Here is a 22038-nt window from a genome sequence, read left to right on the forward strand (position 1 = left end):
GCAGAGCACGGTGACCCGCCCGGGTCCTGTCGGAGCTTGTACGGGTCAGGCCGCGAGGGTGGCCGGTTCGTCCGCCGGCTCCTCCTCCAGCAGATCCGCCAGGGTCGCCCGGGCCCGCGCCACGCGCGAACGCACGGTGCCCACCGGACAGCCGCTCGCCTCCGCCGCCTCCGCGTAGGGCAGCCCGGCCAGCTGCGTGAGCACGAACGCCTCCCGCCGCTCGGCCGGGAGCGAGGCCAGCAGGTCCAGCAGGACGACGCCGTCGTCGAAGCCCGGCAGGTCGCGCGGCTGGGCGCGCTCGGCGGCCAGTTGCCAGTCCGGTACGTCGGACAGCCGGGGCCGGGTGGCGGCGTACCGATAACTGTCGATCACCGCCCGGCGGGCGATGGACAGCAGCCAGGAACGGGCCGAGGAACGGCCCTCGAACCGGTGCAGGCTGCCGAGGGCGCGCAGGAAGGTGTCCTGGGCGAGGTCGTCGGCCGCCTGGGGATCGGCGCACAGGTGGGAGACGTAGCGCAGGACGTCGCGATGCAGAGCGCGTACGAAGCGCTCGACCGCGTCCGCGTCACCGGCCCGGGCGGCGAGCGCCCACGCGGTGATCGACTCGTCGAGCGCGGCCTGTGACGCATGGGAGGCATGGGTTGCCTGGGGCGCCTGGGGCGCCTGAGGTGCCTGGGGTGCCTTCACGGCAGACGTGATCACCTGGTGTCCTTCTCGGATCATCCACGAGGGCATGAGGGTGAGAGGGCCCCACGCCCGTCTGCACGGGCGTACGGCCGTGGCCCGGGGCGCACAGGGGCAGCCCCGGGTCGCCTGCTGCCGGCCTGTCGTCGGACGTCGGACGTCGAAAGTCGGACGTCGAAAGTCAGATGTCGGACGCCAAGTGTCGGACGCCAAGTGTCTGCTGTCAGACGTCAGATGTCAGACGGCGGCAGCGGTCCCCAGGGGCGGACCCCGAGTGGTGATCGCGTGGGTGAGGAGGAGCAGCCGGGGCGCTCGTGCCGAGCGGCGGCGGCGGAACCGGACCCGTGGGCGGTCCGGGGTGACCGGCACGGCGAGCAGCAGCCGCAGCGGCGCGGCCAGCCGTCCGGCCACCGCCCGCAGAATCCGGAACGCGGCCTTCTCGCCGTGCGCCAGCCACAGTCCGCACAGCAGCGCGGCGAGCAGGTGGGCGGCGAGCATGCCGAACGAGGAGGAACCGCCCTGTCCGGCACCCTCCCCCATGTGACTCATGTGGCTCATGTGGCCGATATGACTCACGTGATCCATGTGGCCCATATCCATGGAGTCCATGCCCATGGCGCCCAGGGCGCCCATGCCCGCGGACGCCGCGGCACCGGACTCCGGCCCGGCCAGCGAGAACGCCGAGTGCAGGGCCGTCTGGGCGGCGACCACGACCGTCACGATCAGCGGCAGCCCACGCTCCCGGCCCGCCAGGCACCAGCCCGCGATCCCGGTGACGGCGACGCCCGCGGCCAGCGCCCACGCGGGCACCTCGGCCCCGGACATCATCACGTGGCCCAGGGCGGCGAGCAGCACGCAGACAGCCGCGAACAGCGCGGCCCGTAGCGTGCGAGTACACCACCCAGCAGTCATGGCGCCTCATCCTCGCACTCGGACACCGCCCGTCGTACGGGGGTACGGAATTCACCCCCGTACGGAACTCAATCCGCCGCATATGACCTACCTCACCCCACCTCCCCTCCCGTCACCTCGCCTTGTCGGCCACGGCGCGTGGTTCCCCCGAAGGGTCTAGTCCACCGCGCAGGAGGCGCCCGGCCCGCCGACTCTGGGACGGGGCGTGTCGGTCGTGCCATGTCCATCGAGCAGCGGAGGTGCCGGTGAGCGGTTGCGCCGAACGCGTGCGGATCGCGGTCATCGGGGACTGCCCCGTCTTCCGGCACGGCATCTCGAACCTGATCAGCGCCGCTCCCGACCTCCATCTGGTCGCGGCCGCACCGTCGATGGAGAGCATGGACGGCAGCCTGCGCGGCGCGCAGGTCGTCCTGGTGGACCTCCAGCAGCCCGCCCCGAGACTCACCGCGGCCGTGACGAAGCTGCACAGGCGAGGACATGCGGTCCTGGTCGTGTCGTCCTCCCCGCAGATCGACGCCGTCCAGGTGATCCGGGCGGGAGCCAGCGGCTATCTGAGCCGGCAGGCGGAGGCGCACGAAGTGCTGACGGCGATCCGGACCGTGGGCTCGGGCCGCAGCTATGTCTCGGCACCCGCCAGCCGTCTGGTGGGGCTGTCCCCCCATTTCACGGACCGGGAGCAGGAAATCCTGCGCCTGCTCGCGAATGGTTCAACGGACCACGAAATCGCCGCCGAATTGGGCATCAGCAAACACACCGTCCATTCGCACCTCGACCGAATCGGCGAGAAGACGGGCTCCCGACGGCGTCCCGACCTGACCCGAATCGCCGTCGAACACGGTCTCACCAGCCTGGAATAGAGCCCTGCGCGAGCTCCGCCGTGGGTAGTCCTACCCCGCGCTTCGTGGGTAATTACCGCCCTTGACCTGCGACGACGGAAGCACGATCTTGGGATAGGACCAATATCGCGGGAATGAGTGAGCAGGGAGAAGTCATGCGCAATCGTCTGGCAATCATCTCCGCAGCAGTGGTGGTTCCTCTGACGGCCGTGGCGTCGTTGGCGGCAGCAACCCAGGCCGGAGCCGACCCCAAGAGTGGAACGGTCGTCGTCACAGGTCAGGTGGAGGACTGCCCGAATGGCGCTACCCCCAACAAGGTGACAATCACCACGGACCAGGAAAGCCGCGTCGACAACAAGGACGTCGATACGACGGGCCAGTACGCCATAAAGTTCACGAACATCGCCAAGACGGGGAGCCAGACCAAAAAGGTGACGGTCACCTGCGGTACGGCAACTTCGTACACCGCCGACAACTTCAAGATCAGTCGGCCCGCAGGAGCGGACGAGTTCACCGTGGAGCACGACATCGAAACTCCCTAGGTCCGTACACCGCGACCGGGTCCTGTACACACAGGACCCGGTCGAGGCATGATCACCCGGAATTCACTGATCCTCGTCACAGCCCGCCGCCCACCGTGAACCCGATCACCGATCCGCCCCCCGCCCGCCGGTGCGCGAACGGCGCACCCTCGTGGGCCAGCGCCACCTCGCGCACGATCGACAGGCCGAGACCCGAGCCCGGCAGGGAGCGGGCGTCGGCGGCGCGGTAGAAGCGGTCGAAGACGCGGGTCAGATCGGCCTCGGCGATGCCGGGGCCGCGGTCGAGGACCTCGACGCGGACGACCCCCGGCCGGGACGGCCCGGTGACGGCGATCTCGACGGGCGCCCCGCCCTCACGGTCGAACTTGGTCGCGTTCTCCACGAGGTTCGACACCGCCCGCTGGAGCATGGCCGGCCGCCCGTAGAGGGTGGTGTCACCGCTCGCCCGGATCAGGACCGGCCGCCCGGTGCGGCGCCGGGCGAGGCCCGCGACCTCCTCCGCGATGTCGGCGAGGTCCAGCCGTCGCGGCGGCTCGGTGTCGGACTGGCCGGCCGCGAGGTCGACCAGCTCGTTGACCAGGTCGGTCAGTTCCCGGGCCTCCTGGGTCAGATCCGCCACCAGTTCGTCACGGGTGTCCGGCGGCAGCTCGTCGATGCGGCGCAGCAGCGAGATGTTCGTCCGCAGTGACGTCAGCGGCGTGCGCAGTTCGTGGCCCGCGTCCTGGACCAGCCGGCGCTGGTCCTCCTCCGACTGGGCGAGCCGGCCGAGCATGCGGTCGAAGGCGCGGCCCAGCCTGCCCACCTCGTCGTGGCCGGTGACCGGCACCTGCACGCCGAGCCGGCGGGTGCGGGCGACGTCCTCGGCGGCGGTGGTGAGGATCACCAGTCGGTGGGTGATGCGCCGGGCCAGCCACCAGCCGAACAGCCCCGCGGCCGTGACCACCGCGATCATCAGGATCAGGGTGCGCTGCTGGAGGGCGCGCAGCAGGTCCTCGGTGTCGCTGAACTCCTGCGCCACCTGCACCGCGCCCCGGCTGCCGCCCAGGGAGACGGTGGCGATGCGGTAGACGTCGCTGCCGACGTCGACGTCCTTGTGCTCGGTGATCCGCCCGGCCGCCGCGGCCGCCGCGATCGCGCGGTCGGCGGTCCGGACGGGCAGTCCGGGGCTGCCGCTGTCCACGACCGAGCCGTCCGCGCCCAGCACCTGCACGTCCGTACGGGCCGGCCGCACGATGTCGTGTCCCGGCGCGGACGAGGAGAAGTCCTCCGGCGCCATCCGGTGGTTGCGCACCTCGTCCCGCAGGTCCTGCACGACCTCGTCGAACACCGACTCCTGGTCCACCCGGACCAGCCGGGCGGCCGCCGAGTACGACAGGACGCCGACGAGCACGGTGACCGCGGCCGTCACGGCCGCGAAGGACACCGCGAAGGTGGTCCGCAGCGACACCAGCTTCGGCCTCGGCCGGGACAGCAACCGACGCAGACGACTCACTCGCGTCCTCGTCTCACTGTCGCCCTCGTCTCACGCTCGTCCTCGTCTCACGCTCGACCTCGTCTCACGCTCGACCTCGTCACTCAGTCTTCCCGCAGCACGTAACCCACCCCGCGCACGGTGTGGATCAGCTGCGGGGCGCCGGGCTGGTCGAGCTTGCGGCGCAGATAGCCGACGTAGACGGCGAGGTTCTTGGAGCCGGGACCGAAGTCGTAGCCCCAGATACGGTCGTAGATCGTGGAGTGGTCCAGGACGATCCCGGCGTTGCGCGCCAGCAGTTCCAGCAGCTCGAACTCGGTCCGGGTCAGCTCCAGCTCGCGCCCGCCCCGCCACGCGCGCCGCGCCTGCGGGTCCATCCGCAGCCCGGCCGCCTCCACGTGCCGCTCCGTAGCCCGCTTCGGGGCTTCGGGTACCGGCGCGGCGGCCTCGGGGGCGGCGTCGGGGCTGGTGCGGCGCAGCAGCGCCCGCAGCCGGGCGAAGACCTCCTCGACGTCGAACGGCTTCACGACGTAGTCGTCGGCGCCCGCGTCCAGGCCGGCGATCCGGTCGGCGGTCTCCACCAGCGCGGTCAGCATGAGGATGGGCGTGCGGTCGCCCTCGGCGCGCAGCACCCGGCAGACCTGGAGGCCGTCGATGCCGGGCATCATCACGTCGAGGACGAGCACGTCCGGCGGGTTCTTGTGGGCGTGCGCCAGCGCTTCGACCCCGTCGGCGACCGCGGTCACCCGGTAGCCCTCCAGGGCCAGGGCGCGTTCCAGGGCGTTGCGGATGGCACGGTCGTCTTCGGCGAGCAGCACGGTGGGAGGCACCAGGCCAGTCTGCCAAGGCCTCCGGCGGTTGGGCGGTGGGGACGGTCCTACGATCACCCTTCTTACTGGGCTCTCACCGTCCGACCGGGTGGGCGTACCCGGGGGCTGCCGCCCCCAGACCCCCGCATCGGCCTGAACGGCCTCGTCCTCAATCGCCGGACGGGCTGAGTTGTCCCGTCCGGCGCTCAGGAGGGCAGCGGTTCAGTGGTTACCGGGCGGCCAGGGCCGCCAGCTGGTCGGCGAAGGGGACCACCGTGAGCTCGCTCTTCTCGGCCTTCTCATCCCTCTCATGGTTCACCGGTGCGGACGGCGTCGACGGTGCGGACAGGCCCTTCATCAGCGTCGCCAGCTCGGCCGCCGCTCGCTCGATCCGCTCGGGCAGGCCCTGCGCGCCCCAGTCCTCCGAGGCGGCGTAGACGGCTGTCGGGACGACCACGGCGCGCAGGTACGAGAAGAGCGGCCGCAGGGCGTGTTCGAGTACCAGCGAGTGCCGCGCGGAGCCGCCCGTGGCGGCGATCAGCACCGGCTTGCCCGCCAGCGCGTCCGGGTCGATCACGTCGAAGAACGACTTGAACAGTCCGCTGTAGGACGCGGAGAACACCGGCGTGACGACGATCAGCCCGTCCGCCGCCGTCACCGCCGCCAGCGCGGCCGCCAGTTTCCGTCCGGGGAAGCCGTTGGTGAAGTTGTGGGCGATCTCGACGGCGAGGTCGCGCAGCTCCACGACCTCCACGTCCACGTCCGCTCCCACCGCGGTCCGCCCGGCGGTCGCGGCCGACAGCCGGTCCGCCAGCAGCCGGGTCGACGACGGGACGCTCAGCCCCGCCGAGACGACGACGAGCCTCATGCGACGTTCACCCCTTCCTGGGTGGCCCGGGCGGCCTGGGCGGCCTTGAGCAGCGACTCGTGGGTCGGCGCGTCCGGCACCTCGGCCGGCCGTCCGACGGCGAACTCCTTGCGCAGCACCGGCACGACCTCCTCGCCGAGCAGGTCGAGCTGCTCGAGCACGGTCTTCAGCGGCAGCCCCGCGTGGTCCAGCAGGAACAGCTGGCGCTGGTAGTCGCCGGCGTACTCGCGGAACTTGAGCGTCTTCTCGATGACCTGCTCCGGCGTGCCGACGGTCAGCGGGGTCTGGTCGGTGAAGTCCTCCAGGGACGGCCCGTGACCGTAGACCGGCGCGTTGTCGAAGTACGGCCGGAACTCGCGCACCGCGTCCTGCGAGTTCTTCCGCATGAAGACCTGCCCGCCGAGCCCCACGATGGCCTGCTCGGGCGTGCCGTGTCCGTAGTGCGCGTACCGGGCGCGGTACAGCTCGACCATCTGCTTGGTGTGGTCGGCCGGCCAGAAGATGTTGTTGTGGAAGAAGCCGTCGCCGTAGAACGCGGCCTGCTCGGCGATCTCGGGCGAGCGGATGGAGCCGTGCCAGACGAACGGCGGCACATCGTCCAGCGGACGGGGCGTCGAGGTGAAGCCCTGGAGGGCGGTGCGGAACTTGCCCTCCCAGTCGACGACGTCCTCGCGCCACAGCCGGCGCAGCAGGGCGTAGTTCTCGATGGCGAGGTTGATGCCCTGCCGGATGTCCTGGCCGAACCAGGGGTAGACCGGGCCGGTGTTCCCGCGCCCCATCATGAGGTCGACGCGCCCGTCGGCCAGATGCTGGAGCATCGCGAAGTCCTCGGCGATCTTCACCGGGTCGTTGGTGGTGATGAGGGTGGTGGAGGTGGAGAGGACCAGCTTCTCCGTCCGCGCGGCTATGTAGCCGAGCATCGTCGTCGGCGACGAGGGCACGAACGGCGGGTTGTGGTGCTCACCGGTGGCGAAGACGTCGAGGCCGACCTCCTCGGCCTTCTGCGCGATGGCGACCATGGCCTTGATCCGCTCGCGCTCGGTCGGCGTACGGCCCGTGGTGGGGTCCGGCGTGACATCGCCGACGCTGAAGATCCCGAACTGCATGGTCGCTCAACCTCCAAAGTTGTTGACCGTTAAACTATACCGGCCAAACACCTCCCTCGTCCCCACTATTCCGCCGACCGCCACGAGTGTCGGCGGCGCTGTCGATGCCGCTGTCGGTACCGCTGTCGGTACCGCTGCCGTGGCGATGTCGGTGGCGCTGCCCATCGCGATGCCGGTGTCGGTGGCGGTGGCGCTGTCGGTGGCGGTGGCGGTGGCACTGTCAGTGGGCCGTCCTACGATCCGGAGATGGCCACCCCACGCCGTGACACCCGAGGCATCGTCGACGCGGCGGACTTCCTCGCACGCGTGCGCTTCCGCCGCCCCGAGCCGGCCCCGCCCCTGCGGCCCCATGTCGAGCACTACTGGCTGATCGACTGGGACCTGACCGAGCCGTACGTCTCCCACGTGGTCCCGCACCCCGCGGTCCACCTCGTCTTCCAGCGGTTCGAGGGGCAGGAGCCCTTCGTCGAGATCGCCGGCGTCCAGCAGGGCCTCTTCAGCCAGAAACTGGAGGGCCGGGGACGGGTGTGCGGCGTCAAGTTCCGCCCCGGCGGCTTCCGCCCGTTCGCCCCCGAGCACCCGGTCTCCCACTGGACGGGCCGCCGGGTCCACCTCACCGGCATCGACCCGGCCCCGGTCCTGGACCCGGCCGACGAGGAGGCCCGGGTGGCCGCCCTCGACGCACACCTCCTGGCGGCCCGCGTCCCTCGCCAGGACCCCCAGGCCGACCTCGCGATGACCCTCGTCGACCGCATCCGCACCGACCGCGCGATCCGCCGGGTGTCGGACCTCGCGCGCGACGAGGGACTGTCGGTACGCCTGCTCCAGCGCCTGTTCGCCGCGTACGTCGGTGTGGGCCCCAAATGGGTGATCCTGCGCTACCGCATCCACGAGGCCCTGGAACGGGCGGAGGCCGAGCGGACGGTGGACTGGGCAGCCCTGGCCGCGGACCTGGGCTACGCGGACCAGGCCCACCTGGTCCGCGACTTCACCACGACGGTCGGGGTCCCCCCTGCCACCTACGCGAGGCATCGCGGCCCATGACCTCTCTGCCCTGAGCCCCCGGGCCCCGACCCCCGGGCCCCCGCCTAAGGAACCAGCACCAGTCGTCCCCGGACCCCGCCCTCCGCCAGTCGCGCGTGTGCCTTCGGGGCGTCCTCCAGCGCGAAGGTGTCGGCCACCCGGAGGGTCAGCTCGCCCGCGTCCACCGACCGCACCAGCTCCGCCAGCCGGGCCCCGTCCGCGCTCACCTCGACGGCCTCGGTCCGCACTCCCCGCTCCGACGCGGGCTGGGCCTGCGGGATCACCCCCACGTACGCGCCCCCGTCCCGCACCAGGGCCAGCGCCTCGGCGCCGAGCACCGCCGCGTCCAGCACCGCGTCGAAACTCCCCTCGCCGCCCGGGAAGCGCGTGGCCCCCAGCGACCGGACGAACTCCTCGTCCTGCGCCCGAGCCAGCACGGCGACCGTCACGCCGCGCCGCGCGGCCAGCTGGACGACATAGCCGCCGACCGCTCCCGCACCGCCCGTGACCAGCAACGAATCCCCCGGCGACAGGGCCAGCAGATCCAGCGCCTGCGCCGCGGTCAGCGCGTTCAGCGGCAGCGTCGCCGCGTGCACCGCGTCCACGGAAGCCGGCGCGAGCGCCACCGCGTCCGCGTCGACGACGACGTACTCCGCGTGGGTTCCGAGCGGCTTGACCATCCCGTGGTCGAGCGCCACGACCTCCTCCCCCACGTTCCACGCGACGGCCACCCCCACCGCGTCCACGGTCCCGGCGACGTCCCAGCCGAGTCCGACCTGCTTGCCCGCGCCACCGAAGACCCCGGAGCGCACCCCGGCGTCCACCGGGTTCAGCGCGGCCGCCGCCACCTTGATCCGCACCTGCCGGGCGGCCGGCTCCGGCAGCTCCGCGTCCACGAGCTCGACGGCCTCGGGCCCGCCGAATGTCCGCACCACTGCTGCACGCATGACAACTCCCCTGGATAGGCGGGTACTTGCGGGCATCTCCCGCTTCCCTCTTGCTGTCACAACCCTAGGAAGAGTTACTATCCAGGGGGAAGTAGTTACCTGAAGGTGCCTACGTCACCAGGAGGAGAGTCACCATGGCCACCACGACCGCCGCCCAGCGACGCGAACAGGCCCGCAGCGACTACGACGCCTTCCTCCGCAGCTGCCCGACCAACCAGCTCCTGGACCGCCTCAGCGACAAGTGGGTCAGCCTGGTCGTCTCGGCCCTCGCCCCCGGCCCCCAGCGCTACAGCGACCTGGCCCGCAGGATCGCCGGCGTGAGCCCCAAGATGCTCACCCAGACCCTGCGCACCCTGGAACGCGACGGCATCCTGACCCGCACGGTCACCCCGTCCGTCCCCGTCCGCGTCGACTACGAGCTGACCCCACTCGGCAGCGACCTCGCGCTGCTGCTCACGGCCGTGAAGGACTGGGCGGAGATCCACTTCGACGAGGTCCAGGCGGCCCGCCGACGCTACGACACGGACGGCGCCGACGTCTGAGCGGCGCCGACCGATACCGTTCGGTGCCGATCAGCGCCCTCCGTGCCCAGGTCCGTGCCGTTCAGGAGGTGAGCGGCAGCGCGTCCATGTACGCGTTCGACGGCTTGCGCACCTTCCGCACGCCCCGCGCGTCCAACGCGACCGCCGCCGACGAGGTGCCCAGCGTGCCGCTCCCCTGCCAGGTCCCGGTGACGTTCACCCAGGTGTCGGCCTTCGGCGCCGCGATCCCCCGGACCAGCACCTTCACGGACGACGCGTCCGCCGCGCAGCAGTTGACGATGATCCGGGTCAGATACCAGCCGTCCTGCTTCCCCTGGGCCGGGGTGACGAACCCGGTCATCACGACCGCGCGGCCCCGGATGGCCCGCGACCGGTCCTGCTGCACCCGCTGGGTGAAGTCGGTGAGCGTGATCGGCAGCGGGGAGGTCGCGGGCAGCGGATCGAAGGCGTCGTCCTGCACGGCGACGGCCTTCGCCGGCTCCCGCGAGGCCGTGTAGGAGCCGAGCGCGGGAGGCGCGTAGAAGAGCAGGCTCAGCACGGGCAGGAACAGCAGCCAGGCGACCCGAGGAACACGGGAGTGATCATGCCCGTGCCCCTGATGCCCGTCCCCCGACTCGCCGTGCTCCTCCCGCGGTGGGGCGGCCCATGCCTCCGCCACTCCCAGTACCAGCAGCAGCACCCCGGAGGCGACCAGCAGCGGCCGCATCCCCTCCTTGACGTATCGCAGGTACTCGTCCGTGAACAGCGAGGTGTGCAACAACCCCAGTCCACCCAGCACCAGCAGCCCCACCTGTACGAACCGCCTCACAGCAGGACCCCTCCGATCACCGCGCTGCACACCACGGCCACCACCGCCGTGGCCGCCGAGAACCGCACCGCGAAGGCCCGCCCGAACGTGCCCGCCTGAAGCGCGATCAGCTTCAGGTCGACCATCGGCCCCACCACCATGAACGCCAGCCGCGCGACCGGCGAGAACCCGCTCAGCGAGGCCGCCACGAACGCGTCCGCCTCGCTGCACACCGCCAGCACGATCGCCAGCGCCGCCAGGAACAGCACCGACAGCCACGGCGAACCCGCGAACGTGTCGAGCAGCGTGCGCGGCACCGCCACGTTGAAGGTCGCCGCCGCCATCGCCCCTACCACCAGGAAACCCCCCGCGTGCAGGAAGTCGTGCTGGAAACCACGCCGGAACTCCGTGAACCGGCTGCGCCCCGGAACATGCCCGGTGTGCCGGACGACGGTGGGCTTCAACCACTCCTCGCGCCCCAGCCAGAGCCACAGCCAGCCCATCGCGGCGGCGGTGACCAGCGAGGCGAGCAGCCGGGCCAGCACCATCTCCGGACTGCCCGGGAAGGCGACGGCCGTGGCGGTCAGCACCACCGGGTTCACGGCGGGCGCCGACAGCAGGAACGCGAACGCGGCGGCCGGGGTGACGCCCCGCCCGATCAGACTGTTCGCCACCGGCACCGACGCGCACTCGCACCCCGGCAGCACCACACCCGCCATCCCCGCCACCGGCACCGCGAGCGCGGCCCGCTTCGGCAGCAGCCGGCTGAAGACCCGGGCCGGCACGAAGGCGTTGATCGCCCCCGACAGGGCCGTGCCCAGCAGCAGGAACGGCAGCGCCTGCACGGTCACGGCCAGACACACCGTCCGCCACGCCTGCATCGCCGGCTCGTCCAGCGACCGCCCGACGAGCACCAGCAGCACACCCGGCACCACCGCCGCGCCCAGCAGCAACAGCGGCCAGTGCCGCGGCAGCGCACCCGCCGGGCGGGCGTCCGCCGCCCGCACTCCCTCGGCCGCCGCCGCGGACGGCCGTATGTCCGTCTCCTGCATCCCGCCCTAGACCCGGCCTTCCCGCAACCGTGCGACCTGGACCGCGCCGAACTCCACCGTGCGCCGCATGTGCCGCACGATCACCGCGAGTTCGCCGTCCTCCAGGTCCTCGAAGAGCGGCATCCAGTCGCCGCCCAGCCGCTCCCACATCCGTGTGAACTCCGCGATCCGCTCCGGCACCGTCACCACGAGGACCCGCCGCCGGTCGGCCGCGTCCCGCTCCCGGACGACGTAGCCCGTCTTCTCCAAGCGGTCCACCAGCCGGGTCGCCGACCCGGTGGTGAGCCCCGTCAGCTCGGCGACCCGGCCCGTCGTCACCGGCTCCCGCTCCAGCATCAGCAGGTTCAGACACTGAAGATCCGTGGGATGCAGCCCGAGACGGTCGGCGAGAGCCTGGTTGAACAGCGCGTACGCGGCCACGTACCGACGCGACACCACGGACAGCTCGTCCAGCAGCCGCGAGCGCACGTTCCCGGACATCGCACCCCTTCGTCGGCACCGCCGTCAGCGCCGTCCGCAGATCGTACGACGCTCCGCAACCTCGACCGTCAGAAGAAGTAGGCGTCCCCGGTGTCCAGGACCAGCACCTGCTGCCGGTCGTTGGAGCGGTTGCGGTCCACCGCCCCGCCGCCCCACAGCGTGTCGACGGCCATCGTCACCTCCGTCGGCCGCCCCCGCAGCCACACCCGCAACGCGATCCGCTCCCCCAGTCCGTCCGCGGCCAGCGCCCCCGTCCGGCACACCACCTCCTGGCGGCCCGTCCGCGCGCAACCGGCCGGCAGCCGCTGCGCCCCCGCCGCCAACGGCACCGACCAGCGCAGCCGCACGGTCGAGTCGGAGACGTCCGCCGGACCGTGGTTGCGCGGGGTCAGCCCGACGTCGACCCGGCCGCCGCGCATGACGGCGGAGCCGTGGTACGACAGGTCCGCCTCGGTCGCCTCCCCCGCCTCCCCCGCCGTCCCGGCCGCCCGCGCGGGCGCGACCCCCACCCCCACCGCCAGCACCGCAGCCCACACCGCGAGACCTCGCATCCAGCGCATGCCACCACTCCTCGATTCCTCGATCGGAAACCGCCCGGGTACGAAGGGCCGGGTACGAAGGGGATGTATCCCACGCCCGGCGCCCGGCAGGCGCCCTCCAACAGGTGACAGCACCCGGCCGTGTCAAGCTGCCGGCATGTTCGTCCTCCGGTCCGCCGCTCTGTTCGTCGTCGCCGCGCTCTTCGAGATCGGCGGCGCCTGGCTGGTCTGGCAGGGCGTACGCGAGCACCGGGGCTGGCTGTGGGCGGCCGGCGGTGTCCTCGCCCTCGGCGCGTACGGCTTCGTCGCCACCTTCCAGCCCGACGCCCACTTCGGCCGCATCCTCGCCGCGTACGGCGGCATCTTCGTGGCCGGCTCGCTGCTCTGGGGCGCGGTCGCCGACGGCTACCGGCCCGACCGCTGGGACGTGACCGGTGCCCTGGTCTGCCTCGCCGGGATGGCCGTGATCATGTGGGCCCCGAGGAACGGCGGCTGACCCCGATACCCTGGGCGGCAGCCGGTCGTATGAACGAACACCCCCGTGTACGAGGAGCAGCCCATGGCCACCGCCGCACCGTCCGCCGCCTCCCGCATCGCCGTCGTCACCGGTGCGAGCAGCGGAATCGGCGCCGCCACCGCCCGGCAGCTCGCCGCGGCCGGTTACCGGGTCGTCCTGACCGCCCGCCGCAAGGACCGCATCGAGGAGCTGGCCGAGGAGATCACGCGGACGGGCGGCTCCGCGACGGCGTACCCGCTGGACGTCACGGACCGCGCGGCGGTCGACGAGTTCGCCGGCGCGTTCAAGAAGATCGGCGTCCTGGTCAACAACGCGGGCGGCGCGCTCGGCGCCGACCCCGTCGCCACCGGCGACCCGGCCGACTGGCGCACGATGTACGAGACGAACGTCCTCGGCACCCTCAACGTCACCCAGGCCCTGCTCCCCAAGCTGGTGGCGAGCGGCGACGGAACGGTCGTGGTGGTGTCCTCGACCGCCGGCCACGGGACGTACGAGGGCGGCGGCGGCTATGTCGCCGCCAAGCACGGCGCCCACGTCCTCGCCGAGACCCTCCGCCTGGAGATCGTCGGCCTGCCGGTCCGCGTCATCGAGGTCGCCCCCGGCATGGTCAGGACCGACGAGTTCGCCCTCACCCGCTTCGGCGGCGACGCGGACCGGGCCGCCAAGGTCTACGAGGGCGTCGCCGAACCCCTCACCGCCTCCGACGTGGCCGAGACGATCGCCTGGGCGGTCACCCGCCCCAGCCACGTCAACGTCGACCTCCTCGTCCTGCGCCCCCGCGCCCAGGCCTCCAACACGAAGGTCCACCGGGAGCTGTGACGGCCGAGGAGGAGGGGACCGCGGGCCAGGACCCGGACGCACGGGAGCCACGCTCGCCAGAACCGCTCTCCCCGGAGCAGCGCTCGCTGGAGCAGCGCCGCCTCGCCCAGGAGACGAAGAACGAGCGCCACATGTGGGTCTTCCTGGCCTACTTCCTCTTCGGCATCCACCTCGTGGCGTTCGTGATGATCTACGCGGTGCGCCACGCGAAGTGACGGCCGCCGCGCCATAGGGTTTCCACGTGGACAGACACATACCGTTCGAGACGCTGCACAACTTCCGTGACCTGGGCGGATATCCGGCCGGCAGTGGCCAACGGGTCCGCGCGGGCCGACTGTTCCGCGCGGACTCCCTCGGCAAGCTGCGACCGGACACCCCGGACTGGGACCGCTTCCTCGCCCTCGGCGTCCGCACGGTGATCGACCTGCGTCACCCCTGGGAGATCGAGGCGCGGGGCCGGGTACCGGAGGACGACTCCTTCACCTACCGCAATCTCAGCATCGAGCACCGCCCCTACGACCAGGCCGCGTTGACCCCGGACGTGGACCCGGGCCCGTACCTCTCCGCCCGCTTCATGGAGGTGGCGGAGGACGGCACGAAGGAGATCGCGGCGGCCCTGGAGCTGGTGGCCGGGGCGCGGGAGGGACTGGTCTTCCACTGCGCTTCGGGCAAGGACCGCACCGGGCAGCTGGCGGCCGTGGTCCTGAGTCTGCTGGGCGTGCCGGACGAGGTGATCATCGAGGACTTCACCCTGACGGAACTGGCGACCCCGGCCCTGCTCGCCGACTGGCGCGCGCGAAACGACGGCCGCTCCCCGGCGTGGCCTGCCTTCGGCCGGGCCCCCGAGTCGGTGATGCGCCTCTTCCTGGAGGCGCTGCGGGCCCGTTACGGCTCGGTGGAGGCGTATGTGTCGGGAGCTCTCGGCATGGACGCCGAGGCCTTGTCGGCCACCCTCCGCGCCCGCCTCCTGGAACCCGCCCCCACCGCTCGGCCGGAGTTGACCCACCGCAGGGCGGAGCCGCTCGACGCCCCTGTCCTGGTCCGCCTGCGCGACACGGCGGCGCTGTGGCAACTGGCCCGGGGCATCGATCAGTGGCAGCCCGGCGAGAAGACCGCGGCCCACTTCGTCGACCGCATGCGCGAGGGCGAGGTCTGGCTGACGTACGCGGACGGCGCGGTCGTGGGCGCCTTCGAGCTCTGGTGGGACGATCCGGCCGCCTGGGGCCCCCGCCCGCCCGAGGCCGGCTACATCCACCGCCTGATGACGACCCCGCACACCGCCCCGCCGGGTACGGGCCGCAGGATGCTGGCCCAGGCCGAGTCCCGCATCACCGCGGCCGGCCGCCCCTACGCCCGCCTCGACTGCCTCTCCACCAACCCCCGCCTGCGCGCGTACTACGAGTCCGCGGGCTACACGGTCGTCGGCGAACAGCACGCCAAGGAGGACGGCACGGGAAGCCCGTACGCGGTGACCCTGCTGGAGAAGCGGCTCGGCTGAGGGAGAGACGCGTGAGGGGCCCGAGCCGAAACCGGCCCGGGCCCCTCACCTGCGGTCGTCAACCGCGGACCCGCGGTGTCAGCCCTTCACGCAGACGACCTGCTTCAGCTTCGCCACGACCTCGACCAGGTCCCGCTGCTGATCGATGACCTGCTCGATCGGCTTGTAGGCGGCCGGGATCTCGTCCACGACGCCGGAGTCCTTACGGCACTCCACGCCCTGCGTCTGCTCCTCCAGGTCGCGCGTCGAGAAGCGGCGCTTGGCCGCGTTGCGGCTCATCCGCCGGCCCGCGCCGTGCGAGGCCGAGTTGAAGGCCTTCTCGTTGCCGAGGCCCTTCACGATGTACGAACCGGTGCCCATCGAACCCGGGATGATGCCGTACTCGCCGGAACCGGCCCGGATCGCGCCCTTGCGGGTGACCAGCAGGTCCATCCCGTCGTAGCGCTCCTCGGCGACGTAGTTGTGGTGCGCGCTGATCTCCTGCTCGAAGGCCGGCTTCGCCTTCTTGAACTCCTTGCGGATCACGTCCTTCAGGAGCGCCATCATGAGCGTGCGGTTGTACTTCGCGTACTCCTGGGCCCAGAACAGGTCGTTGCGGTAGGCCGCCATCTGCGGGGTGTCCGCGACGAAGACGGCGAGATCGCGGTCGATCAGGCCCTGGTTGTGCGGGAGCTTCTGCGCCACCCCGATGTGGAACTCGGCGAGTTCCTTGCCGATGTTCCGGGAACCGGAGTGCAGCATCAGCCAGACGGAGCCGCTCGTGTCCGTGCACACCTCGACGAAGTGGTTGCCGCCGCCAAGGGTGCCCATCTGCTTCACGGCCCGCTCCTCACGGAACTTCACCGCCTCCGCGACTCCGTCGAACCGTGCCCAGAAGTCGTTCCACCCGCCGGTGGCCGCCGGCCCGTGGAACCGCTCCGGGTCGACCGCGGTGTCGTGCATCCCGCGGCCCACCGGGATCGCCTGCTCGATCTTCGAACGGAGCGGGGAGAGATCGCCGGGCAGGTCGTTCGCCGTGAGCGAGGTCCGGACCGCGGACATTCCGCACCCGATGTCGACGCCCACCGCCGCGGGACAGACGGCGCCCCGCATCGCGATGACCGAGCCGACCGTCGCGCCCTTGCCGTAGTGGACGTCCGGCATGACCGCCAGTCCCTTGATCCACGGCAGGGTCGCCACGTTCCGCAGCTGCTGGAGCGCACCCTCCTCGACCGACGCCGGGTCGGCCCACATACGGATGGGTACCTTCGCGCCCGGCAGCTCCACGTACGACATATCGTCCTCATTCCCCCGGATTAATTACAAAATCCTTAGATCGCAAAACTGGCGCCAAGGTCAACGAAAAGGACAGCGAACCGGCATCCACAGCTCCACGTGCGATACACATTGTCTCCAGGGGCCGCCCCCGTCCGGCAAGCGAATAACCAGCGGGGACACCGGCAGCCACCCACATCACCAGAACTGTCGAGAGGAGCCGACCGTGCAGCGGAAGGCATACGTACCCGGCGTCGTCGCGCTCCTCGCGGCGCTGCTGGCCGGCTGCACCGGCGGTTCGGACGAAGGCGGCTCGACGGACAACTCCAACCCGGGCGAGGCGGGTACGGCCAGCGCCGTCGCGCAGCCCGGCAAGTACGACACGCTCCCCGAGGCCTGCGGTGTGGTGAGCCGGTCCACCCTCGACTCGCTCCTCCCCGGCATCAAGCAGCTCACCGACGAGGCGCAGCGCGACACGGCCTACGCGGGTGAGGCGACCCAGACGTTCGACACCGACCGCAAGGTGGGCTGCCGTTGGAAGGTGGAGTCGACGGACGCCACCGACCATCTCCTCGTCGACTTCGAGCGGGTCGTCTCGTACGACAACGCCGTGAGCGACGACAACCAGGCCGAGGCCCTCTTCGCGCAGCGGGTGACCGCGGCCGACCTTCCCGCGCCCACCGCCTCCGCCACCGGCGCGGCGACCGGCTCCGCTTCCGCGAGTCCGAGCACCTCTCCCTCGACGACGACTTCACCCTCCGCGGGCGCCTCCGCGTCGGCCTCGCCCTCGGCCTCCTCCACCGTCACCCCCGCCGACCTCCAGCCCCGCCTCCTGGAGGACCTGGGCGACGAGGCGTTCATCGACGACGCGCTCAGCAGCTCCGGTTCGACGGCCAAGCAGCGCACGGTGACTGTGGCGTTCCGCACGTCCAACGTCATGGTGACCATCCAGTACGAGGAGCAGCCGGCGACCGTCGGCGTGGTGCCGGACAGCGAGGAAATGCAGGACAAGGCCCGGAAACTGGCCGCGCAGCTCGCCGACTCACTGGCCGGCTGAGGGCACTTCGGCCAGGTTCGGGCCCCACCCGCAAAGCCCTCGAAGCGGAACCGCACAGCATCTTCACCGACTACGGTGGCCCCTCGGACCCGATCCGACCGCAGGAACCACGAGCGTCATGAGTGAAGGAACCATGCAGCGACGAGCCCAGCGAGACGGCCAGTTTGACCAGCGCGAGCAGCGTGCCGAGCGAGTGAAGCGTGCCGGAGGGCTGAACCGCCTCCTGGCCGCGGCGGTCGCCGTCCCCGTGATGCTGATGGCCGCGGGCTGCTCCTCGGACTCCGGCTCGGGCGATGACGCGAAGGACGCCGGCGCCTCCATCGGTGCCGGTTCGGGCACCGACTCCGCGGCGAGCGCCGCGCCGACCGTGCAGGCGGCGGCGTACAAGACGCTGCCCGAGGCGTGTGCGGTGGTGTCGAAGAAGACGCTGACGGAGCTGGTGCCGAAGGGGGCGGCCAAGGGCAAGGAGGGGACGTCCAGCGACACCGCGGCCCGGGCCAGCTGTTCCTGGTCCAGCCTCGCCAACAACGGGGTGAAGGGCTCGCAGTTCCGCTGGCTGAACGTTTCGCTGCTGCGCTTCGAGTCGGACACGACGACCGGTGACGGCGAGTCGCAGGCGAAGACGTACTACGCGAAGCAGGTCAAGGACGCCCAGGCGGTGTCGGGCGCGAAGAACGTCAAGTCGGCGCCGGCGGCCGCGACGGGTGACGAGGCGACCTCGGTGCGCTACGACCTGAAGAAGTCGGAAGGCGCCTTCAAGCAGCAGACGGTCGTGGTGCGCGTCGAGAACGTCGTGCTCACGCTCGACTACAACGGGGCCGGTCTGGCGGGCGACAAGGCGCCGAGCGCGGAGACCCTGACGAAGTCGGCGGAGAAGGCGGCCAAGGAGGCGGTGGCCGCCGTGCGGTCGGCCAACGGCGAGGGTGGCAGCGGCGGTTCGGACACCTCGGCCACGAGCCCGTCCCCGTCCAAGTCGGCCTCCTCCACCCCGAAGGCAACGCCCTCCAAGTCGTCGTCGGCGACCCCGAAGGCGACGGCCTCCAAGGCGGCCGCGGCGGCACCGAAGGCCTCCGCTTCCGCGAAGAGCTGACGGACCGGCAACACGTGCGCCGCACACATGTGCCACCCTGTTGCGCGCAAGAACACGCAAGGGGAGGGGAGTACGGGTGTCCGCGCCAATACAGCTGACCCGGACGCACCGCGTTCTCATCGGCGTGGTCGTGACCGGCGCCGTGATCATCGCCGGAATCGGCTTCGCCGGTTCGTACGCGGCCGTCCGGGAACTGGCCCTCGAGAAGGGCTTCGGCAACTTCTCGTATGTGTTCCCGATCGGTATCGACGCGGGTATCTGCGTCCTGCTGGCCCTGGATCTGCTGCTGACCTGGATCCGCATCCCCTTCCCGCTGCTGCGGCAGACGGCGTGGCTGCTGACGGCGGCGACGATCGCCTTCAACGGCGCGGCGGCCTGGCCGGACCCGCTGGGCACGGGTATGCACGCGGTGATCCCGATCCTGTTCGTGGTCTCCGTCGAGGCGGCCCGGCACGCGATCGGCCGGATCGCGGACATCACGGCGGACAAGCACATGGAGGGCGTGCGCCTCACGCGCTGGCTGCTCTCGCCGCTGCCCACCTTCCTGCTCTGGCGCCGTATGAAGCTGTGGGAGCTGCGCTCCTACGAACAGGTGATCAAGCTGGAGCAGGAACGTCTCGTCTACCAGGCGAGGCTGCGTTCCCGCTTCGGCCGCGCCTGGCGCCGCAAGGCCCCGGTGGAGTCGCTGATGCCGCTGCGGCTGGCCCGTTACGGCGTCCCGCTGGCGGAGACCGCCCCGGCGGGTCTGGCGGCGGCGGGCATCGAGCCGGCCGTGCTCCCTCCGGCGCCGGTCCCGGCGGCCGCGCCCCAGCAGGAGCTGACGGCGGGCGCCCCGGTCGACGCGGGCGTCCGTGCCGTCGAGGCCGCTCCCGCGCCCCGGCAGGCCCAGCAGGGCCGGCAGGTCGGCCACGCGCCCGTCCCCGCGCCCACGGAGGAGGAGCAGAGCCCGTGGTTCCAGGCGCCGCACGAGGTGGCGTACCAGGGGGGCTACGACCCCACGTACGACCCCTCGGAGCAGTACGCCCAGTGGTACGAGGAGCAGCAGCAGGCCGAGCAGTACCAGGACCAGTACCAGGAGGAGCCTCCGGCGCAGGAGCCCTCTCCTGAGGAGACCGGTTCGTTCCCCATCCCGGTGGGTCCGGGCCGCAGCCGCGAGCTCGGTGAGGGCGGCGGTACCCCGGTGGTCGAGCCGGACGAGGAGGCCTACTACCAGGTGTTCCGTCAGTCGATAGACGGCAGCTTCCCCACGCCCGGTGTCCTCGGCGACAACATTCAGGCGACCTACGGGACGACCATGAGTCCCAGCGCCCTGAAAACCCTTACGGAACGCTTCCAGCACCGCTTCAACGCGGAGTTGGAGGAGGACCACATCGCCTGATGCGCAGGTGTACGACGGAGGGGCGCCCGGTGCTGACACCGGGCGCCCCCTCCGTCGTGGAAGTGCCGCCTACTCCCCGAGCAGGGCCCGCACCCGCTCCTGGCCCACGGCCAGCAGCAGGGTGGGCAGCCTCGGGCCGGTGTCACGCCCCACCAGCAGGTGGTAGAGCAGGGCGAAGAACGTCCGCTGGGCGGTCTTGATCTCCGGCGGGAGTTCCTTGGGGGTGGCGTCGGCGGAGAACCCGGCCTGGACCTTGGGGACGCCGTAGACGAGGTGCGTGAGCCCGTCCAGCGACCAGTGGCCGGCGAGTCCGTCGAGCAGGAGCCGCAGGGACTGCTGGGAGGCCTCGTCGAGGGACTTCAGCAGCTCGGCGTCGGCTTCGGCGCGGACGATGGTGCGCTGGTCGGCGGGGACATGGGTGTTGATCCAGGCCTCGGCCTTGTCGTACCGGGGCCGGGCCTCGTCGAGGGAGCCGAGCGGGTTCTCCGGGTCGAGGTCGGAGAGGATCCGCAGGGCCTGGTCCCGGTGTCCGGCGGTGATGTCGGCGACGGAGGCCAGCGTGCGGTACGGCAGCGGCCGGACGGTGCGCGGCAGCTCACCGGCGGCCGTGCCCACCGCGCGGGAGTGCGCGGCGATGTCGGCCGGGAGCGCCGAACCCTCGGCGACCTTGGCGTCCAGCTTGTCCCACTCGTCGTAGAGCCGCTGGATCTCCTGGTCGAAGGCGATCTTGAAGGACTGGTTGGGACGGCGGCGGGCGTAGAGCCAGCGCAGCAGCTGCGGCTCCATGATCTTCAGCGCGTCGGCGGCGGTGGGGACACCGCCCTTCGAGGACGACATCTTCGCCATGCCGCTGATGCCGACGAAGGCGTACATGGGCCCGATGGGCTGCTTGCCGCCGAAGATGCCGACGATCTGGCCGCCGACCTGGAAGCTGGACCCGGGGGACGAGTGGTCGACGCCGCTCGGCTCGAACACGACGCCCTCGTACGCCCAGCGCATCGGCCAGTCGACCTTCCAGACCAGCTTGCCGCGGTTGAACTCGTTCAGCCGGACGGTCTCGGCGAATCCGCAGGCGGCGCAGGTGTAGGACAGCTCGGTGGTGTCGTCGACGTACGAGGTGACCGTGGTGAGGTCCTTCTCGCAGTTGCCGCAGTAGGGCTTGTACGGGAAGTAGCCGGCCGAGCCGGCCGAGCCGTCGTCCTCGTTCGCCGCGCCCGACCCCTCCGCCGCCTCGAGCTCGGCCTCGTCGAGCGGCTTCTGCTGCTTCTTCGCCGGGGCCTTCTTGGTGCGGTACTGGTCGAGGATCGCATCGATGTCCCCGCGGTGCTTGATCGCGTGCAGGATCTGCTCGCGGTAGACACCGGAGGTGTACTGCGCCGTCTGGCTGATGCCGTCGAACTCCACGCCGAGCTCGGCCAGCGACTCGACCATCGCGGCCTTGAAGTGCTCGGCCCAGTTCGGGTGGGTCGAGCCCTGCGGCGCCGGGACGGAGGTCAGCGGCTTGCCGATGTGCTCGGCCCAGGAGTCGTCGATCCCGTCGATGCCCTGCGGCACCTTGCGGTAGCGGTCGTAGTCGTCCCAGGAGATCAGGTGGCGGACCTGGTGGCCGCGACGGCGGAGCTCGTCGGCGACCAGGTGCGGGGTCATGACCTCGCGGAGGTTGCCCAGGTGGATGGGTCCGGAGGGGGAGAGTCCGGACGCGACGACCACAGGTTTGCCGGGGGCCCGACGCTCCGACTCCTCGATGACCTCATCCGCGAAACGGGAGACCCAGTCGGTGGTCTCGGTGCTCAGAGCCACGATCGGCACGTCCTCTTGTTCTGAAGG

General features: G+C 71.4%; 24 protein-coding genes. 11 read left to right on the top strand and 13 right to left on the bottom strand.

Annotated features, from left to right (window positions below):
- Positions 1 to 45: 45 nt before the first annotated feature.
- Together OG933_RS19455 and OG933_RS19460 are read right to left on the bottom strand one after the other, a co-directional pair.
- Complete coding sequence (locus tag OG933_RS19455; RefSeq protein WP_405628028.1) at positions 46 to 702, bottom strand: sigma-70 family RNA polymerase sigma factor; 657 nt, start codon at positions 700 to 702, stop codon at positions 46 to 48.
- Positions 703 to 921: 219 nt separating this feature from the next.
- Positions 922 to 1596 (bottom strand): hypothetical protein, encoded by a 675-nt coding sequence (locus OG933_RS19460; protein ID WP_405628029.1) that lies wholly within the window; start codon positions 1594 to 1596, stop codon positions 922 to 924.
- A gap of 245 nt (positions 1597 to 1841) precedes the next feature.
- On the opposite strand from OG933_RS19460, the gene OG933_RS19465 reads away from it, so the two are divergent.
- Together OG933_RS19465 and OG933_RS19470 are read left to right on the top strand one after the other, a co-directional pair.
- Complete coding sequence (locus tag OG933_RS19465) at positions 1842 to 2453, top strand: response regulator transcription factor (RefSeq protein WP_362518240.1); 612 nt, start codon at positions 1842 to 1844, stop codon at positions 2451 to 2453.
- A gap of 134 nt (positions 2454 to 2587) precedes the next feature.
- On the top strand, positions 2588 to 2974 hold the full coding sequence (locus OG933_RS19470) for a hypothetical protein (RefSeq protein WP_362518243.1): 387 nt from the start codon (positions 2588 to 2590) through the stop codon (positions 2972 to 2974).
- Between the two features lie 76 nt (positions 2975 to 3050).
- Here OG933_RS19470 and OG933_RS19475 read toward each other — a convergent pair whose 3' ends face one another.
- From OG933_RS19475 to OG933_RS19490, 4 genes are all read right to left on the bottom strand, one after another.
- Complete coding sequence (locus tag OG933_RS19475) at positions 3051 to 4466, bottom strand: ATP-binding protein (RefSeq protein ID WP_405628033.1); 1416 nt, start codon at positions 4464 to 4466, stop codon at positions 3051 to 3053.
- A gap of 83 nt (positions 4467 to 4549) precedes the next feature.
- Positions 4550 to 5275, bottom strand: coding sequence for a response regulator transcription factor (locus tag OG933_RS19480; RefSeq protein ID WP_405628035.1), 726 nt, complete (start codon positions 5273 to 5275; stop codon positions 4550 to 4552).
- Between the two features lie 208 nt (positions 5276 to 5483).
- Positions 5484 to 6122, bottom strand: coding sequence for an FMN reductase (locus OG933_RS19485; protein ID WP_405628037.1), 639 nt, complete (start codon positions 6120 to 6122; stop codon positions 5484 to 5486).
- Entirely contained in the window at positions 6119 to 7228 is a 1110-nt protein-coding gene (locus OG933_RS19490) for an LLM class flavin-dependent oxidoreductase (RefSeq protein WP_405628040.1), read from the bottom strand. The genes OG933_RS19485 and OG933_RS19490 overlap by 4 nt, the downstream gene beginning before the upstream one ends.
- Positions 7229 to 7474: 246 nt before the next feature.
- On the opposite strand from OG933_RS19490, the gene OG933_RS19495 reads away from it, so the two are divergent.
- Positions 7475 to 8272 (top strand): helix-turn-helix domain-containing protein, encoded by a 798-nt coding sequence (locus OG933_RS19495; RefSeq protein WP_362518257.1) that lies wholly within the window; start codon positions 7475 to 7477, stop codon positions 8270 to 8272.
- Between the two features lie 44 nt (positions 8273 to 8316).
- Here OG933_RS19495 and OG933_RS19500 read toward each other — a convergent pair whose 3' ends face one another.
- Complete coding sequence (locus tag OG933_RS19500; RefSeq protein WP_362518260.1) at positions 8317 to 9198, bottom strand: NADP-dependent oxidoreductase; 882 nt, start codon at positions 9196 to 9198, stop codon at positions 8317 to 8319.
- A gap of 134 nt (positions 9199 to 9332) precedes the next feature.
- On the opposite strand from OG933_RS19500, the gene OG933_RS19505 reads away from it, so the two are divergent.
- Positions 9333 to 9740 carry a winged helix-turn-helix transcriptional regulator gene (locus OG933_RS19505; RefSeq protein ID WP_405628042.1) on the top strand — a complete coding sequence of 136 codons (408 nt, stop codon included), beginning with the start codon at positions 9333 to 9335 and terminating at the stop codon, positions 9738 to 9740.
- Positions 9741 to 9801: 61 nt separating this feature from the next.
- Here the strand turns inward: OG933_RS19505 and OG933_RS19510 are convergent, their stop codons facing one another.
- The 4 genes from OG933_RS19510 to OG933_RS19525 all read right to left on the bottom strand — a co-directional run bounded on the left by OG933_RS19510 (position 9802) and on the right by OG933_RS19525 (position 12619).
- On the bottom strand, positions 9802 to 10548 hold the full coding sequence (locus tag OG933_RS19510) for a TIGR03943 family putative permease subunit (protein ID WP_405628044.1): 747 nt from the start codon (positions 10546 to 10548) through the stop codon (positions 9802 to 9804).
- Complete coding sequence (locus OG933_RS19515; protein WP_362518267.1) at positions 10545 to 11579, bottom strand: permease; 1035 nt, start codon at positions 11577 to 11579, stop codon at positions 10545 to 10547. Before OG933_RS19515 ends, OG933_RS19510 begins: the two co-directional genes overlap by 4 nt.
- 6 nt (positions 11580 to 11585) lie before the next feature.
- The gene (locus OG933_RS19520; protein ID WP_054238641.1) at positions 11586 to 12059 is read right to left on the bottom strand and encodes a MarR family winged helix-turn-helix transcriptional regulator; all 474 of its coding nucleotides are present in this window, start codon (positions 12057 to 12059) and stop codon (positions 11586 to 11588) included.
- 68 nt (positions 12060 to 12127) lie between these two features.
- Complete coding sequence (locus OG933_RS19525; protein WP_362518270.1) at positions 12128 to 12619, bottom strand: hypothetical protein; 492 nt, start codon at positions 12617 to 12619, stop codon at positions 12128 to 12130.
- 136 nt (positions 12620 to 12755) lie between these two features.
- On the opposite strand from OG933_RS19525, the gene OG933_RS19530 reads away from it, so the two are divergent.
- The 4 genes from OG933_RS19530 to OG933_RS19545 all read left to right on the top strand — a co-directional run bounded on the left by OG933_RS19530 (position 12756) and on the right by OG933_RS19545 (position 15432).
- On the top strand, positions 12756 to 13094 hold the full coding sequence (locus tag OG933_RS19530) for a YnfA family protein (protein WP_020130058.1): 339 nt from the start codon (positions 12756 to 12758) through the stop codon (positions 13092 to 13094).
- Positions 13095 to 13157: 63 nt separating this feature from the next.
- Positions 13158 to 13934: an SDR family NAD(P)-dependent oxidoreductase gene (locus OG933_RS19535; RefSeq protein WP_405628048.1), complete on the top strand. Its 777-nt coding sequence runs from the start codon at positions 13158 to 13160 to the stop codon at positions 13932 to 13934.
- The gene (locus OG933_RS19540) at positions 13931 to 14149 is read left to right on the top strand and encodes a hypothetical protein (protein WP_362518275.1); all 219 of its coding nucleotides are present in this window, start codon (positions 13931 to 13933) and stop codon (positions 14147 to 14149) included. The genes OG933_RS19535 and OG933_RS19540 overlap by 4 nt, the downstream gene beginning before the upstream one ends.
- Before the next feature lie 26 nt (positions 14150 to 14175).
- Positions 14176 to 15432 carry a tyrosine-protein phosphatase gene (locus OG933_RS19545; RefSeq protein ID WP_362518278.1) on the top strand — a complete coding sequence of 419 codons (1257 nt, stop codon included), beginning with the start codon at positions 14176 to 14178 and terminating at the stop codon, positions 15430 to 15432.
- Positions 15433 to 15510: 78 nt separating this feature from the next.
- On the opposite strand, the gene OG933_RS19550 is transcribed toward OG933_RS19545, so the two are convergent.
- A complete protein-coding gene (locus tag OG933_RS19550; RefSeq protein ID WP_405628050.1) occupies positions 15511 to 16707 on the bottom strand; it encodes an RtcB family protein in 1197 nt (398 codons plus the stop codon).
- Between the two features lie 205 nt (positions 16708 to 16912).
- On the opposite strand from OG933_RS19550, the gene OG933_RS19555 reads away from it, so the two are divergent.
- From OG933_RS19555 to OG933_RS19565, 3 genes are all read left to right on the top strand, one after another.
- Entirely contained in the window at positions 16913 to 17743 is an 831-nt protein-coding gene (locus OG933_RS19555; protein ID WP_362518284.1) for a DUF3558 domain-containing protein, read from the top strand.
- A gap of 118 nt (positions 17744 to 17861) precedes the next feature.
- Positions 17862 to 18833, top strand: a complete 972-nt coding sequence (locus tag OG933_RS19560) for a DUF3558 domain-containing protein (protein WP_362518287.1) — start codon at positions 17862 to 17864, stop codon at positions 18831 to 18833.
- Between the two features lie 76 nt (positions 18834 to 18909).
- The gene (locus tag OG933_RS19565) at positions 18910 to 20211 is read left to right on the top strand and encodes a DUF2637 domain-containing protein (RefSeq protein ID WP_405628054.1); all 1302 of its coding nucleotides are present in this window, start codon (positions 18910 to 18912) and stop codon (positions 20209 to 20211) included.
- A 69-nt stretch (positions 20212 to 20280) separates the two neighbouring features.
- On the opposite strand, the gene lysS is transcribed toward OG933_RS19565, so the two are convergent.
- Positions 20281 to 22020 carry a lysine--tRNA ligase gene (gene lysS / locus OG933_RS19570; protein ID WP_362536005.1) on the bottom strand — a complete coding sequence of 580 codons (1740 nt, stop codon included), beginning with the start codon at positions 22018 to 22020 and terminating at the stop codon, positions 20281 to 20283.
- Positions 22021 to 22038 lie beyond the last annotated feature (18 nt).

Source organism: Streptomyces sp. NBC_00016 (assembly GCF_045040885.1).
In the GTDB taxonomy this organism is placed as follows: domain Bacteria; phylum Actinomycetota; class Actinomycetes; order Streptomycetales; family Streptomycetaceae; genus Streptomyces; species Streptomyces coriariae.

Coding starts and splice junctions, on each gene's coding strand:
- OG933_RS19520 (WP_054238641.1), bottom strand. CDS start 12,059: ATGTCCGGGAACGTGCGCTCGCGGCTGCTGGACGAGCTGTCCGTGGTG.
- OG933_RS19470 (WP_362518243.1), top strand. CDS start 2,588: ATGCGCAATCGTCTGGCAATCATCTCCGCAGCAGTGGTGGTTCCTCTG.
- OG933_RS19525 (WP_362518270.1), bottom strand. CDS start 12,619: ATGCGCTGGATGCGAGGTCTCGCGGTGTGGGCTGCGGTGCTGGCGGTG.
- OG933_RS19560 (WP_362518287.1), top strand. CDS start 17,862: ATGAGTGAAGGAACCATGCAGCGACGAGCCCAGCGAGACGGCCAGTTT.
- OG933_RS19515 (WP_362518267.1), bottom strand. CDS start 11,579: ATGCAGGAGACGGACATACGGCCGTCCGCGGCGGCGGCCGAGGGAGTG.
- OG933_RS19500 (WP_362518260.1), bottom strand. CDS start 9,198: ATGCGTGCAGCAGTGGTGCGGACATTCGGCGGGCCCGAGGCCGTCGAG.
- OG933_RS19530 (WP_020130058.1), top strand. CDS start 12,756: ATGTTCGTCCTCCGGTCCGCCGCTCTGTTCGTCGTCGCCGCGCTCTTC.
- OG933_RS19505 (WP_405628042.1), top strand. CDS start 9,333: ATGGCCACCACGACCGCCGCCCAGCGACGCGAACAGGCCCGCAGCGAC.
- OG933_RS19550 (WP_405628050.1), bottom strand. CDS start 16,707: ATGTCGTACGTGGAGCTGCCGGGCGCGAAGGTACCCATCCGTATGTGG.
- OG933_RS19495 (WP_362518257.1), top strand. CDS start 7,475: ATGGCCACCCCACGCCGTGACACCCGAGGCATCGTCGACGCGGCGGAC.
- OG933_RS19460 (WP_405628029.1), bottom strand. CDS start 1,596: ATGACTGCTGGGTGGTGTACTCGCACGCTACGGGCCGCGCTGTTCGCG.
- OG933_RS19535 (WP_405628048.1), top strand. CDS start 13,158: ATGGCCACCGCCGCACCGTCCGCCGCCTCCCGCATCGCCGTCGTCACC.
- OG933_RS19490 (WP_405628040.1), bottom strand. CDS start 7,228: ATGCAGTTCGGGATCTTCAGCGTCGGCGATGTCACGCCGGACCCCACC.
- OG933_RS19485 (WP_405628037.1), bottom strand. CDS start 6,122: ATGAGGCTCGTCGTCGTCTCGGCGGGGCTGAGCGTCCCGTCGTCGACC.